This is a genomic window from Saccharothrix syringae, assembly GCF_009498035.1.
Classification (GTDB): Bacteria; Actinomycetota; Actinomycetes; order Mycobacteriales; family Pseudonocardiaceae; genus Actinosynnema; species Actinosynnema syringae.
The window spans coordinates 6459027-6472293 of record NZ_CP034550.1; the positions used below are offsets into that span (position 1 = coordinate 6459027).

The 13267-nt window shown below is 71.5% G+C and carries 14 protein-coding genes and 2 pseudogenes; 6 read left to right on the forward strand and 10 right to left on the reverse strand.

The features are described from left to right. Positions 1 to 195: 195 nt before the first annotated feature. Positions 196 to 1125 (reverse strand): tetratricopeptide repeat protein, encoded by a 930-nt coding sequence (locus EKG83_RS50025; RefSeq protein ID WP_322746604.1) that lies wholly within the window; start codon positions 1123 to 1125, stop codon positions 196 to 198. Between EKG83_RS50025 and EKG83_RS27515 the strand changes: the two genes are divergently transcribed. Next, on the forward strand, positions 1079 to 1498 hold the full coding sequence (locus EKG83_RS27515) for a cysteine hydrolase family protein (protein ID WP_322746605.1): 420 nt from the start codon (positions 1079 to 1081) through the stop codon (positions 1496 to 1498). The two genes, EKG83_RS50025 and EKG83_RS27515, sit on opposite strands and share 47 nt — an antisense overlap. A gap of 217 nt (positions 1499 to 1715) precedes the next feature. Beyond that, complete coding sequence (locus EKG83_RS27520) at positions 1716 to 3068, forward strand: serine hydrolase domain-containing protein (RefSeq protein ID WP_033428946.1); 1353 nt, start codon at positions 1716 to 1718, stop codon at positions 3066 to 3068. Positions 3069 to 3105: 37 nt separating this feature from the next. Here EKG83_RS27520 and EKG83_RS27525 read toward each other — a convergent pair whose 3' ends face one another. Genes EKG83_RS27525 through EKG83_RS27540 form a run of 4 tightly spaced genes read right to left on the reverse strand, consistent with a single transcriptional unit; the run spans position 3106 to position 5788 of the window. Beyond that, positions 3106 to 4128, reverse strand: coding sequence for a GNAT family N-acetyltransferase (locus tag EKG83_RS27525; protein WP_153278481.1), 1023 nt, complete (start codon positions 4126 to 4128; stop codon positions 3106 to 3108). After that, positions 4125 to 5042, reverse strand: a complete 918-nt coding sequence (locus EKG83_RS27530; protein WP_170191780.1) for a sporulation-delaying protein SdpB family protein — start codon at positions 5040 to 5042, stop codon at positions 4125 to 4127. The genes EKG83_RS27525 and EKG83_RS27530 overlap by 4 nt, the downstream gene beginning before the upstream one ends. Then, entirely contained in the window at positions 5039 to 5608 is a 570-nt protein-coding gene (locus EKG83_RS27535) for a hypothetical protein (protein ID WP_153278482.1), read from the reverse strand. Before EKG83_RS27535 ends, EKG83_RS27530 begins: the two co-directional genes overlap by 4 nt. An 18-nt stretch (positions 5609 to 5626) precedes the next feature. Beyond that, positions 5627 to 5788: a hypothetical protein gene (locus tag EKG83_RS27540; protein ID WP_153278483.1), complete on the reverse strand. Its 162-nt coding sequence runs from the start codon at positions 5786 to 5788 to the stop codon at positions 5627 to 5629. Between the two features lie 169 nt (positions 5789 to 5957). Between EKG83_RS27540 and EKG83_RS27545 the strand changes: the two genes are divergently transcribed. The 3 genes from EKG83_RS27545 to EKG83_RS27555 all read left to right on the forward strand — a co-directional run bounded on the left by EKG83_RS27545 (position 5958) and on the right by EKG83_RS27555 (position 10691). Continuing rightward, positions 5958 to 6938, forward strand: a complete 981-nt coding sequence (locus EKG83_RS27545) for an AfsR/SARP family transcriptional regulator (RefSeq protein ID WP_051764846.1) — start codon at positions 5958 to 5960, stop codon at positions 6936 to 6938. Between the two features lie 306 nt (positions 6939 to 7244). Beyond that, the gene (locus tag EKG83_RS48330; protein WP_051764844.1) at positions 7245 to 9851 is read left to right on the forward strand and encodes an eCIS core domain-containing protein; all 2607 of its coding nucleotides are present in this window, start codon (positions 7245 to 7247) and stop codon (positions 9849 to 9851) included. A 102-nt stretch (positions 9852 to 9953) separates the two neighbouring features. Further along, entirely contained in the window at positions 9954 to 10691 is a 738-nt protein-coding gene (locus EKG83_RS27555; RefSeq protein ID WP_194282940.1) for a DUF4241 domain-containing protein, read from the forward strand. A gap of 442 nt (positions 10692 to 11133) precedes the next feature. On the opposite strand, the gene EKG83_RS27565 is transcribed toward EKG83_RS27555, so the two are convergent. Next, positions 11134 to 11580 (reverse strand): MarR family winged helix-turn-helix transcriptional regulator, encoded by a 447-nt coding sequence (locus tag EKG83_RS27565; RefSeq protein ID WP_228122230.1) that lies wholly within the window; start codon positions 11578 to 11580, stop codon positions 11134 to 11136. Positions 11581 to 11629: 49 nt separating this feature from the next. Between EKG83_RS27565 and EKG83_RS27570 the strand changes: the two genes are divergently transcribed. Continuing rightward, positions 11630 to 12073 carry a RidA family protein gene (locus EKG83_RS27570; RefSeq protein WP_228122231.1) on the forward strand — a complete coding sequence of 148 codons (444 nt, stop codon included), beginning with the start codon at positions 11630 to 11632 and terminating at the stop codon, positions 12071 to 12073. Here the strand turns inward: EKG83_RS27570 and EKG83_RS27575 are convergent. The 4 genes and pseudogenes from EKG83_RS27575 to EKG83_RS27585 all read right to left on the reverse strand — a co-directional run bounded on the left by EKG83_RS27575 (position 12070) and on the right by EKG83_RS27585 (position 13211). Next, positions 12070 to 12288 carry a transposase gene (locus EKG83_RS27575; RefSeq protein WP_051764841.1) on the reverse strand — a complete coding sequence of 73 codons (219 nt, stop codon included), beginning with the start codon at positions 12286 to 12288 and terminating at the stop codon, positions 12070 to 12072. The two genes, EKG83_RS27570 and EKG83_RS27575, sit on opposite strands and share 4 nt — an antisense overlap. Before the next feature lie 73 nt (positions 12289 to 12361). Further along, positions 12362 to 12517 (reverse strand): annotated as a pseudogene (locus tag EKG83_RS49815) (transposase); the annotation flags it as partial. Between the two features lie 59 nt (positions 12518 to 12576). Then, positions 12577 to 12789: pseudogene (locus EKG83_RS49820) on the reverse strand (transposase); the annotation flags it as partial. A gap of 206 nt (positions 12790 to 12995) precedes the next feature. Further along, positions 12996 to 13211 carry a hypothetical protein gene (locus EKG83_RS27585; RefSeq protein ID WP_033428942.1) on the reverse strand — a complete coding sequence of 72 codons (216 nt, stop codon included), beginning with the start codon at positions 13209 to 13211 and terminating at the stop codon, positions 12996 to 12998. Between the last annotated feature and the right edge of the window lie 56 nt (positions 13212 to 13267).

Consider the following 13267-nt stretch of genomic DNA (forward strand, 5'->3'; position numbering starts at 1 on the left):
GACCTGGGTGACACGGCGGTCGGACGCGACCAGGGCGAGGACCTTGCTTCGGAACTCGGGTAGATACCTCTCCGGCATCGTGGGCCGTCCTCCGGGCTACTGAGACGCGTGATCCTCCAGTGCCCGAGTCCGTACAACCAGGTGAAGACCAGTTCGTTGATCTGAGAGCCCGTTGCCGGGTGTCAGCAGCAGGCGTCACTGCCTGTCAGCACCAGTGTCGTCGAGGTCGTCAAGTTGGCGTTGCACGCGCTCGGTGTCGACTTCGCGGCCTTGTTCCCGGTACAGCTCCAGCGCCTCCCGCCACACCTCGCGGGCCTGCTCGTGGTGGCCGAGCGCGGCGTGGGGGTGGCCCATGCGGTCGAGGGTGTCCGCGACCTGGGAGGCGTTGCCGAGGGTGCGGAACAGGGTGAGGGCCTGGCGGTAGTGGTCGAGGGCTTGACGGTGGTCGTCGGCGCGGTGGGCGATGTAGCCGAGGCTGTCCAGGGTGTTCGCCTCGCCGTTGAGGTTCTGGCGGTTCCGGTGCAGGGCAAGGGCGGCGTGGCAGTGGTCGCGAGCGGTGTCCAACTCGCCCAGCCGCGCGGCGTACCAGCCCACCGCGTTGAGCGCGTCGGCTTCCCACATCGGATCGTCGAGGGTGCGGTGGAGGTCGAGGGAGTGTCGGGCGTGGTCCATGGCCTGCCGGTCATCCCCCCGCTGTGCCCAGGCGAGTGCGAGTGCCCGGTGGGTGTGGGCCTGTTCGGCGGTGTCGTGGTGGCTCATGGCCAGGTCGAGGGCCCGCTGCAGGTGTCCGGTGGCCTGCTCGTGCAGGCCCAGCCGGGAGCAGGCGCGGCCGAGGCGCCGGTGGGTGTGGATGCGGGTGGCGGGGTCGGGCAGGTGCGCTGCGGCGTCGAGGGCGGCCTGCCACGCGGCGAGCGCGTCGCGCAGGTGCCCCCGCCAGTAGTGGAAGGTGTCCAGATTCCAGGCGAGGTGCCAGACGGCGTGGTGGCGGCCGAGCGTGGCGGCGGTGCGCTGGGTGGCCAGCAGGGTGGCGTGCTCGACCTCCAGCCAGGCGCGCGCGGCCGGCGTGCTCGTGGTGTTCGTGCGCTTCGCCCTCCGGCCCAGCGGCGCCGACCTGCTGCCGGACAACGAGTTGCACAGGTCCTTCTTCGAGGCCGGCGACACCTTCCACGAGGGGTCGGCCGGCACCGAGGTCGACCTGCCGGTCGCCGACGGGGACGTGGTCGTGCTCGAGCGCCGCGCCAGTGCGTTCGCCGGCACCGACCTCGACCTGGTGCTGCGCGCCCGCGACGTCGGCGCCATCGCGGGCGCCGGGGTCGCGACCAGCGCGATGGTGGCCGCCACGTGCTACGACGCGGCCGATCGCGGCTACCGGGTGACCGTGCTGCGCGACGGTTGCGCCGACGGCGACCCGGCGGTGCACGACTTCTTCGTCGACACCGTCTTCCCCGGCCGGGGGTTCGAGGTCGTGCCCTGCGCCGACTGGCCCCGGGTGCGCTGATCCGGGTGCCGGTCGGCGCGGCCGGACACCCCGCTACGCGCGCAGCGGTTGCACGTCGTCTACCCCCACGGCTAACTTGTTGTTCGCCGATCTTGTCCGCTCCACCGCCCGGCCCGCGTGCCACGGCCGCGGGAACCGGCCTGGTGGGCGGTGCTGCCGGTGGACTGCCCGACGGCACCGCGGATGCCGGCGACCTCGTTGATCGGAGGGTCGGTCCATGGACCGGGTGCGCGCCGCCACCGACTGGATCGCCCGGGTGCTGCCCGGGTTGCTGGAGCGGCACGAGGTTCCCGGTGCCCAGGTGGCGGTGCTGGCCGACGGCCACGTCGCGGGTGCGGCGGCCGGCGTGCTGAACGTCGCCACGGGAGTGCCGGTCACCGACGACGCGGTGTTCCAGATCGGCTCGATCACCAAGGTGTGGACGGCGACCCTGGTGCAGCAGCTCGTCAACGACGGCCTGCTCGACCTGGACCGGCCCGTGCGCGACCACCTGGCCGACTTCCGGCTCGCCGACCGGTCTGCTGCCGAGACCGTGACCGCCCGGCAGTTGCTCAGCCACACCGCGGGTTTCGAGGGCGACCTGTTCACCGACACGGGCACCGGTGACGACGCCATCGGGAAGTACGTGGCCGGTCTCGCCGACGCGCGTCAGGTGTTCCCGCCCGGCGAGCGGTTCTCGTACTGCAACAGCGGTTACGTGGTGCTCGGTCGCCTGGTGGAGGTGTTGCGGGGCAAGCCGTTCAACGCGGTGCTGCGCGAACGCCTGGTCGACCCGCTCGGACTGGCCGACGTCGCGACGTCACTCGACGAGGCGATCCTGCGACGCCCCGCCGTGGGGCACGTCCGTTCCGCCTCCGACGCGGTCAGGCCGGTCCGGGTGTGGTCGATGGCGCCTTCCACCGCTCCGGCGGGCGCGGTGCTCGCCATGAGCGCGCGTGACCTGCTCGGCTTCGTGCGGATGCATTTGGAGCACACCGATTTCGACGCGATGCGGGAACCCCAGGTCGAGGTCCCCGACCTGGGGATGATCAGCGGCCACTGGGCGCTGGGGTGGGCGCTGCCCGACTACCGGGGGCCGCTCGTGCTCGGGCACACCGGCAGGACGGCCGGGCAGCGCGCGTTCCTGCGCGTGGTGCCCGGCGTGGGCGTGGCGGTGGCGATGCTGACCAACGGCGGGAACGTGTACCCGGTGTTCGCCGAGGTGTTCGGTCACCTGCTCGGGGAACTGGGCGGGGTGGTCCAACCCGGGTTGCCCGTTCCACCGGCGGCTCCGCGGCCCGTCGACGCGGACCGGGTCGCCGGGACGTACCGGTCGCCCGTGGCCGACAACGTGGTGCACGTCGACGCGGACGGACGCACGTGGCTGCGGATCCTGCCCCACGCGGCTCCCGCCGAACCGGACGCCTTCACCGCGAACGCGCACGAACTGGTCGCGTTGGACCCGGACAGGCTGATCATGGTGGCGCAGGACGATGGAGCGCACCCGGTGATAGGTCTGGTCGACGACGTCGGCGACGGCCGCGTCCGCTACCTGCACACCAGCCGCGCGATCCCCCGGGTGCCCGGGTGAGCGCACTGCCCGGCGGCGCGTCACAGGCAGGTGCCGGTCACCTCGTGCGGAGCTCGGCCTCCAGTTCGGCGAGGTCCCGGTTGACCGCGACCATGGTCCGGACCGTGGTGAAGCCCAGCTGCTCGTTGACCCGGATCATGTGCTCGTTGCCGGCGCCGGTGGTCGTGTAGATCCGGTCCAGGTCGGGGCGGTCGGCCAGCAGCCAGTGGATGAGGTGCGCCTTGATGCACCGACCGAGCCCGTGGCCCCGGTGCGGCGCCGACACCGCGGTGTCGCGCTGGAAGCCCCAGAACGGGCGGTGGGGGTGCAGTTCGAGTTCGGTCAGCCCGGCGACCTCACCGGTGCTCTCGTGCACGGCGACGACCGCCCGCAGCTCGATGTTGTTCCGCCGCAGCTCGGCCTCGCGCGCCCGGACCCGCTCGGCCGTCCACTCCGGCTCCTCGTAGCCCAGACCTCCCAGCGGTGCGTCGTGCATGGCATTGCGAGCGGCCGCGAAGGAGGTGACGAGGTCCTCGGGCACGACGCCCGCCCAGCGCCGCAGCCGGTAACCGGCGGGAACGTCGTCCTGCCACAGCGCGCTGTCGGCTCCGGGGATCACCAGCGCTTGCATGAGCACGGTGTGCACGGATCGGAAGTTCAGCGACCGCGCCCACCGCTCACCGTCGCTGCCCTTGGTGATCTGCCAGGTCTCGACCAGGGTGCGGCCACGGGCGCGCAGCTCCGGGACGACGGCCTTCAGGACCGCGGTGCCGATCCCCCGCCGGCGGACCCGCGGGTGGACGATGACCTCCGTCAGGCCGATGTGGCCGCTCTCCTCCTCCAGGAAGTAGACGATCGCGAGCCCCACGACCTCACCGCCCAGGCGCGCGACCCAGTAGACCACCGGCCCGAAGCCGACGAACGGGTTCTCCAAGCGGCCCAGGACGTCCTCGTACGTCAGCCGGGGCTCGTCGGGGCGGTCGATCTCCTGCCTCGCCAGCATCACCCGGTAGTACCCGCGAAGATCGCCCTCGGTGGCGCACGCGGGATCGAACCGCTCGACTTCGAGACCTGCTGTCACGGGCGATTCCTCTCCTCGGACGCGGCGCCGGGCTGACCGGCCCGCCGCTCGGACGTCACGGACGCGGCGCTGATGACCAGCACCGCGATCATGACCATGCCGAAGCTCGGCAAGCTCATGAAGAACATGATGCCCAGGTGGAGGCCGCCCCCGAGCACCAGGGCGACCAGCCGGTGCCTCCGCCGCCCCAGGGTCAACAGCGCCAGCGCCACCTGGACGCCGACCACCGACCACGACAGGAGGGCGACGGACCAGTAGGAGCCCAGCACCGGCGAGAGCAGGTCGCGGACCGGCACGGGGAACCCGTACTGGGGGTGGTGCGCCACGGTGGACAGCGCGGTGCCGTGCCGCCACTGGGGATCCATCAGCTTGGCGGTCACCGCGCCGAGGTAGATCAGGCAGAGCTGCGCGCGCAGACCGAGGTGGGCGGCGAACGCGCTGCCCCGCCACGACGGCGCGAGCGGGCGGAGCACCGGCTGCCAGTGCGACACCCGGTCGTCGCCCAGGCACACGGGGACGAGCAGCATCGTGGCGACCTGCGCGATGGTGTCCCCGCCGTTGGCCATCTCCATCGCGGCCGCGAGGCTGAACGCGACGTACCAGTGCGGGACGCAGGTCCACCGCGGGCTGAACCCGACCAGGACGAGCACCAGCACCACGACCGCGAGGGTCCGGCCGACCGGCAGACCGGATTCGGTCGGTCCCACCAGGCACCACAGCGAGGCCGCGCGCACACCTGTGCACCGCATGCCGTCCGGCAGCTCCGCGGTGCGGATGAACAGCTCCGAATCCGAGCTGAGGAGAACCGTGAGCAGGCTCGCGGCGGCCAACAGGCTGCGGCCGACCGCGAGAGGCGTCCCCCGCGGCTCGGCCCGGTCGATCGCGCGGGCCAGTCGTCCCGCCAATCCGCTCACGTCCGGCACCGGAGGTCCGCGAACGCGATGCGGAAAACCTCCCTGGGCCGAGCCGGGACCTGGCGGGCGACCAACGGGGACGGGCGTTCCACCGTGATGGCGACCTGCCCGCACAACACCGGGTTCTCAGCCCGGTTCTCCGCCCGGTACGGCTCCGCGCCGTTCCACAACCCGCCGCAATCGGCGGCCTCCGATTCGTCGCACGGCAACCAGAACCGGTCCGGTATCCGGCGCGCGATGGCGCGCAATTCCGCCGATTCGGCGTACCCGGCCCGGCTGAGCCCCCAGGACCACTCGTCCCACCGCCGGCGTTCCGTCAACCCACCCAGCCGCGGGCTACCGGGGACGACCCGGTAGCCCACGAGCAGGTCCCTGTCGAGATCCACGAAGAACGTCCAGCGCTGCGGCCAGACTTCGAGGTAGCCGGTGAGCCGATCACGCAGCCCGGCCACGTCCAGCGCGGCGAGCCACGTGATCACGAGGCTGGTTACCAACACCGTCGCCGTCAACGCGAACCCGTGCAACGCACGCGCGGCGCCCTCCTCGGAATGGCCCGTTCGCCCCACTGAAGACACCTTCGCGGCTCAGGTACCCTGGCTGCACACTTCCTGACCGGTGCCCTCGTTCACCACGCTGTTCTCCGCGTACGGCCGGTCCCCCACTTCAGCGGACGAACCACCCGCCGTCACCACCACGACGAACAGGGCCGCGGACAGCGCGAACCCGAACGAAAACGCCTTCTTCATAACAAATTCCCCCGTCAGCGAAGTCGTCGACATAGCCCTTCGGGTCCGGCCGCGTCGGCGGACCCGACCTCCGCGACTATGGCATCATGAGCTACCTGGCCGCTAACGAGTTGCTACTCGCCGTGCACGCCGGTCTCGGTCGATCGAGTCGGACCAGGGGGTCATCGCTTTGGAGTTCCGGATCCTGGGACCTCTGGAAGTCCGCTTCGACGGACAACCCGTTCGCATCGGCGGCGCGCGGCAACAGCGGCTCCTCGCGCTGCTGCTGCTGGCCGCCAACCGGGTGGTCCTGGTCGAGCGCCTGGTCGACGAGCTGTGGAGCAGTCCTCCCCGGTCGGCGCGCCAGCAGATCCACAACGCCATCGCGAGCCTCCGGCGCACGCTGGCCGAACACAGCGCGGACGTGCACATCCGGTGGACCGAGGCCGGCTACCTGCTCGACGTCCCGGAATCGTCGATCGACGTCAACCAGTTCCTGGGGCTCCTCGACGAGGCCAGGCAAGCGGAGACCCGCGGGCGGTTGACCGAGGCGGTGGCCGCGCTGCGCGGCGCGCTCGACATGTGGCGGGGAGACGTGCTGGCCGGGCTCGGCGGCACGGTGGTCGAGAACGCGGTCGCCGGGCTGCACGAGCAACGGCTCGGCGCCGTCGAGACCCTGATGTCCCTGCGCCTGCGCACCGGTGAGACCGGTTCGGTGGTCAGCGAGCTGCGGCAGCTCGTCAACGAGCACCCGCTGCGCGACTCCCTGCGCATCAGCCTGATGCAGGCCCTCTACCGCAGCGGGCGACAGGCCGACGCGCTGGCCGTGTACGACGACGGCAGGAGGATGCTGGCCGACGACCTCGGCCTCGACCCGAGCCCGGAACTCCAGCGGGTGCACGCCGACGTGCTGCGCGGCACGCTGGAGTCCGCGCCCGCGCCGACCGAACCCGGAGCGGACCCGTCCGAGGTGCAGGGTGTCCGGTCCTACCTGCCCCACGACATCAGCGACTTCTCCGGCCGGTCGGCGGAACTCCTGCAGCTGCGCGCCGCCACGCGGGCCACGTCGCCGACCGCGATCACGATCTCCGCGGTCGACGGCATGGGCGGGGTCGGCAAGACGACGCTGGCGGTCCACCTGGCGCACCGGGTCGCGGGTGACTGGGCCTGACCCGTTTTGACGGACATCTGAGATCAGGGGACGCGTGTCCCCGGAAGGATGTTCCATCATGGAGTCCATGGGCAGGAAGAAGCGGCGGCCTCGGCCTTGCCGGACCGCCCGGGGACCGGCGGGGTGCCGGAGCACCGACTCCCCGCCCTGCCCGAGGGCCCGGCGCGCGGAGCGGGGAGAACCACCGGCTGGAGGACCGGGAGGACAGCGGGTGTGCCCCCGCTCTGCCCTCCCGGTCATCCCCGGACGCGCGGCGGAGTGGTTCGTTGGGATCGCGTTCACAGCAGGAACGGGCGAGGGGGACCCATGCACGCTCAAGGGCGCGACACCGGCGGCGCGGAGGCCCGGCAGCACCGCGAGCCGTCACCGGGCGGGCACGACGTCCCGCCTCCGCCGGACCGGGTCCTCGCCCCCGGCGCACCGGTCACCCCCGGCCACCTGCTGGCCCTGCAGCGGGCCGTGGGCAACGACGCCGTGATGCACGCCGTCCAGCGGTCCCACGCCGTTCAGCGGTCGGACACCGGACAGCCGCGGGAGACGGGTGCCGGGGTGGGTGACGTGCTCAAGTCCTCCGGCAGTCCGCTCGCCCCGCACGTGCGCGAGGACATGGAGTCCCGGCTCGGCGCCGACTTCTCCGACGTCCGGGTGCACACCGGCGCGGACGCCCGGCGCTCGGTCCGGGACCTCGGCGCCCACGCCTACACCTCCGGCAACCACGTGGTCCTGGGCGCGGGCGGCGGCGACCGGCACACCCTGGCGCACGAGCTGGTCCACGTCGTCCAGCAGCGCCAGGGCCCGGTGGCGGGCACCGACACCGGCACGGGCGTGAGCGTGAGCGACCCCGGCGACCGCTTCGAGCGGGAGGCTGAGGCCACCGCCCACCGGGTCCTGGCGGGCGCCCCGGCGCACCTGCACGACCACCCGCACCCCCACTCCCCCGCCGCCGGCGAAACCCCCGTGCAGCGCAGGGTCACGACGCAGATCGTGGCGGACGAACCGGCCGAGGGGGCGGAGGTCAAGGTCGACAGTCTCATCACGATCGGCCGTCCCGACTCCCCGCACAGCCAGACCGAGGGGGACCACACCACCGCCTACGTCGTGCTGACCCAGGCCGTGCGCCGGGTGGTCACCGGCCTGACCGCCGCGAAGGCCGCGGAAGCCGTGTGGGCGCTCTACCAGGAGGCCAAGACGCTGCCCGGCGAGAACTTGCGCGGGAACCTCACCCCCGACGGGAAGCACGCCAGGCTCCTCGACGAGGCGGCGGACCGACTGGAGAAGCTGCACGCGCTGCCCGAGGGGAAGCGGTGGGACATGCCCAGGCTGCAAGAACTGATCAGCGCGTACCTCGACTACCGCGGGACGCTGCCCCTGTCCACCCTGAACATCAAGGCGACCGGGAAGGGGCACGGGAAGGGCACCGGTGAGTCCTCGCGCGTCGATCCCCTGAGGCGCTACGAGGCAGGCGACCGGAGCATCTCCGCCGACACCATCAAGAAGGCCGTGTGCGCCCTGCTGGACGACAAGGCCCTCCTGACCTACGCGGTCAACCTCGAAGCACCGAGCCACAAGGTGGCACCCGGCACGAAGGGCGACGAGCCGATCGAGGACCGGCTCAAGCTCGTGATCAAGCAGCACGTCATCTCCGTCAGGCAGGCATTCCCCGCCGCCTTCGAGAAGGCGTGGCCCGGGCCGGCGGAGGCGGAGGCGGAGGCGGAGGCGGAGTTGTTGGGAGAGCTCAAGAAGATCCTGAGGGAGACGAAGGACGAAGCGGTCGAGTACTACCTCAAACGCCTCGGGGCAGTGCGGCAGAAGAGCAGTGACCGGATCCTGGCCGGGCGGTACGAGGAGATCTTGCGCCTCTACGGCGTGGAACCCCCCGAGGAAGAGGAGGTGAAGCGCGGCAGGGGCCAGCGCCTGAAGCACAAGGTGAAGGACAAGGGCAAGGACGCGTTCACCAGCATCGCGAGCAGCCCCGCGAAGATCGGGAGGTCCTTGGGCTCGCTCTTCGACAAGCAGTCGAAGGAGGCTGACCAGAGGTTGGAGGAGGAGGCCGACCAGAGGCTGGAGGAGGAGATCGACCAGGAACCCGAACCCGAGCAGACCGCGCGGATGGCGACGCAAGTGGTGCTCGACGACAAGGGGACGATCACCGAGGTGTGGTCGGCGGGACGCCCCAGGTCACCGTTCTCCGGGACCATGGGCGCCCACACGACCGCCTGGATCGCGCACCTGGACTTCACCCGGGCCCGCCTGGTCGGCAAGGACGTCCCCGCCGCGATCGGAGAGCTCTCCGGGCTGGTCCAGCACGTGCGGGACATGGCGGAGCGGCTGAAGGGCTTCAAGAAGGACGACGCCGCCGAAGGCGGCGACACCGACGAGATCACCGCGCGACTGGCGGGCACGCACATCTCCGGACCGGCCGGCCAAGAGGGCCCCGAGGTGTCCGAGGTCGATCCCACGGCCATCGAGGCCAACATGAACAGGCTGGTGGCGGCGGCGGAGAACGCCGCGGGCAAGTCGTCCGACCTCCAGGTGCCGCTGCTGCAACGAGCCGTGGGAGCGATCCTCGAACGGCTCAACGTCGTGCCGGGCGCGACGCTGGCGAAGGCGAGCACCGCGGGCAAGGGCGAGGGGACCTACCGCGGGATGCTGCGCACGGGGAAGCGGGGCCGCAAGGAGGAGCCCATGAAGCGGAAGGACTACCAGACCGCGATCTTCGGCCTGCTGGACATCGGGGACGGCGTGACCGACGAAGAGCAGACGGCCCTGATGAGGAACCACCTGACCATCATCGACGGGGCGTACCCCGGCGCACTCGGACAAGCCGGCCTCTCGGCGGACAAACCGGCGGAAGCGCTCAAGCTGTGGCACAAGCTGGGCAAGGAAGCCGACAACCCCTTCTTCCGAGCTTGACTCCGTCGGGAATCGGGACTGCAGATCGCTCCTCTGCCAAGGGGCGGTAGGCCGGGTGCTGGTGGCGTCGGTGCGCAGGGCGCGGTAGACGACGTCGGAGAGGTGTCTTCTGAGCACGCGGAAGGCTTCGAGTCCGCCGCCACCGCATCCTCCCGCCCTGACAGGTGCCCGGCGTCACCACCGACTACGGGCCAGAGCCGATGGTTGAATAGTCCCGTGGCATTGACACCGCCGGACTTCGACCGGCTACTCGTCCCCGGCACCAGGGTTGGCGCCGCGTCCGGATCGGGGACCGTCGCCGAACCGCTGCGCACCGAGCTGTCGCTGCCCTCGGGCGAGGTGGTCGCTTCGGAATGGCGCTGGGAGCCGATCGGGTTCACCGAAATCGCACCGCCCGGCCGCTACCCGGTGCTGCTCCACCCGCTGGTCCTCGACGGCGGCGAGACGCGGGCTCCGATTCCGCTGGCGGTGCGGCTGGTCATCCGCGACCGGCCGGTGGCGTCCTGGACCATGGCGCTGCTGCCCGGCCAGGACCCCGCCGAGTTGAGCGAGGAGGGCTTCTACGGTTTTCCGGTGGACGGCGGCGAAGGCAGCTTGATCGACGCGCAGTACCTCCGCGAGCTGCACGAGACCGGCACGTACCACGAATTTGTCGACACCGCCAAGATCGACCTCGGCTTCGGTGAGCTGCTGGAGCCGTCCGAGGACGAGGACGGTCGCCAGACGGTGGGGTTCACCATCGGCTGCGACGGCGTCTACCCGACCTGGATCGGCCACACCGCGGACGGTGACCTCGCCTGTTACGTGATCGATCTGCTGGAACTCGACGAGCGGACCTGAGGAGCCCGGCGCGGTCGCGACTCGGCACCGCACCGGCTCCGGGTCCCCGGAATCCGGTGCCGGTCGACCGGTCACCGGCCGACCCCCCGGCCGCCGCCCTCGGCGACGTCGGCAGCGCGTCCGAGCGGCTGACCGGTTCCGTGGAGCACTTCGCCGACGAACCCACCACAAGGCCGTGGGACAACCGTGCGCTGCCGTTCCGCGACCCTGACGGCAAGCTCGTCGACTTCTTCACCCCGGTCACCCCAGCCGCCGCCGTCGAGGAGTTCACCCGCTCACGCCGGCACGGCAGCCCACGACAGGCGGCGGCGCCGCGCAACGCCGTGCGCGGGGTACCGGGGTCGGGGGTCGCGCCGCTGCGGCGGGTGGTCGCCGCCGTCGGGCGCGGGTCGAGGGAGCACCCGCTGATCAGGGCGGTGCTCGACGAGCTGCGGACGGCGCGTCAGGGCGGCGGGATCGACACCCGCAGCTTCGCGGCGATCCGCGTCAACGCCTGGCGGTCCTCCGCCGTCAGCGGGTCCAGCGCGTACTGCCGGACCGCACGCAGGTGCACCGGCGCGGCCGCCTCCACCACCCCGAACCCCGAGTCGGTCAGCGACGCGATCGTGTACCGGCCGTTGTCCGGGTCCGGGTGGCGCACCACCCAGCCGCGTTGCTCGAAGCGCTTGACCACGTTCGAGAGGCGCGACAGCGAGCCGTTCGCCAGGACGGCGAGCTCGCTCATGCGGATGCTGCGATCGGGGGCCTCCGAGATGTGGCTGAGCACCAGGTAGTCGAAGAGGCTCAGGCCCGACTTCCGCAGGGGTGCCTCCAGCCGGCCCGGCATCAGCAGCAGCAACGAGACCAGGCCGGTCCAGGCTTCCTTCTCCTCCGCGTTCAGCCACTCCACGTCGCGCAGCTTACTTCACGCTTGAAGTGGTGTACGGTTGACTTCAAGCATGAAGTCAGGGGAGGCGCAGATGAGCAAGCCGGAGTTCTTCGCGACACCCGGATACGGCGAGACGCAGTCGGAGAACATGCACTACAGCCAGGCCGTGCGGATCGGCGACCGGGTCGAGACGTCGGGGCAGGGTGGCTGGGACGACGGGTTCGAGTTCCCCGAGACGCTGGAGGAGGAAATCGTCCGGGCCTTCGACAACGTCGAGCGGACGCTCCGGGCCGCGGGCAGCAGCTGGGCCGACGTCGTGCACGTCAACTCGTACCACGTGCTCGGCGACGACTCGTTCGACGACCACAACCGGGTCATGGTCGAGCAGTTCCGCAAGCGCATGGGCGAGCGCAAGCCCATCTGGACCGAGAGCGGGGTCACCGCCCTCGGTCACCCGAAGATGCGCGTCGAGATCCGCGTGACCGCCGTCGACCAAGGGATTGCAGATGATTAGTAGCCGTTTCCGATCTGCTGGGGTTGGGTGAGTCGACGGCTGGTGATGCGGATCATGGACCAGCGGACCATCGCCTCGTGGTGGTGGGGCAGGCGTTCGTAGTCACGCACGCGGCGGCGGTGTCCGGTGATCCGGGCAAGGCTTCGTTCGACCACCCACCTCCTGGGCGGCACGGTGAAGTACGGCACCTGCGGGCGTTGAACGATCTGCACCACCAGGCCGAGTCTTGCGGGCCCGGTCGAGCAGGGGCCCGGTGTAGCCGCCGTCGGCCCACGCCGGCGCGGCCCGTTTCCCGGCGGTGTCGCGCAGACGTCGTAACGGGCTGCGGGCGGCGACTCGGTCCCGCGTCGAGGCCGGGGTCACCGGCACCGCCACCGGCGGGCCCGGGGTGTCGACCACGATGTGGCGCTTGCGGCCCGCGAGCTTCTTCCCGCCGTCCCAGCCGCGGGTGGCACGGCCGACGGTGGCCGCGGCGCGCACCGACCCTCTCCCAGGCGGCGAAACGCTTGTAGAGGCGTCGGCCAGGGCGGGAAGTCCGCCGGCAGGGCCCGCCACTTGATGCCGTTGTCGACCACGTACGGGATCGCGTCCACGATCAGGCGGCGGCAGTGCTTCTCCCACCGCCCACCCCGACACCGGGCCGTCCGCACGGTGGGCTGGTGGGAGGCGGCCAGGCGGCAGCAGAGGCCACCCGCGGTGGACCCGCCCGCGGGCATCGGGCACGACAACAACGGAACTCCTGGCAGAACGGCGCTTCGACAACGTCCGATCTACCAGGAGTTCCCTCGTCTGCGCACCAAAGAGCCGTCACCTGCCCAAGCTCGGAAACGGCCACTGAGGAGGCTGGGGCGCAGCAATGCGCCCCGGCTACCCGACGGACACCCCCGGGAACGCACGGCCGGCGGTCCTCCCGCGACCGGGATCAGGCGTCGTACTCGTAGAGGTAGACGTTCGCGCCGGCGCCCGGCTCGGTCCAGCTGAAGTACTCCCGGTCACCCTTGGGGCCCACGGGCTCGCTGTACTTCCAGTTGCCGCTCTGGTGGAAGTGCACCTTGACCTTCTCGCCGGAGCAGGACAGCTCCCAGAACGCCCGCGCGCCGGAGGTGCGGTGCTCGCGGCCCGGACCGCACGGCGCCATGGGGGCCGCCGGCCACCGTGCCGCCGGTCACCGCCAGGGCGGCCAGCGTGCCGCCC

Excerpts from the sequence above, each read along its gene's own strand:
- EKG83_RS27585 (WP_033428942.1), bottom strand. The coding sequence starts at position 13,211 with ATGGCGCCGTGCGGTCCGGGCCGCGAGCACCGCACCTCCGGCGCGCGG.
- EKG83_RS27520 (WP_033428946.1), top strand. The coding sequence starts at position 1,716 with ATGGACCGGGTGCGCGCCGCCACCGACTGGATCGCCCGGGTGCTGCCC.
- EKG83_RS27540 (WP_153278483.1), bottom strand. The coding sequence starts at position 5,788 with ATGAAGAAGGCGTTTTCGTTCGGGTTCGCGCTGTCCGCGGCCCTGTTC.
- EKG83_RS48330 (WP_051764844.1), top strand. The coding sequence starts at position 7,245 with ATGCACGCTCAAGGGCGCGACACCGGCGGCGCGGAGGCCCGGCAGCAC.
- EKG83_RS27570 (WP_228122231.1), top strand. The coding sequence starts at position 11,630 with ATGAAGTCAGGGGAGGCGCAGATGAGCAAGCCGGAGTTCTTCGCGACA.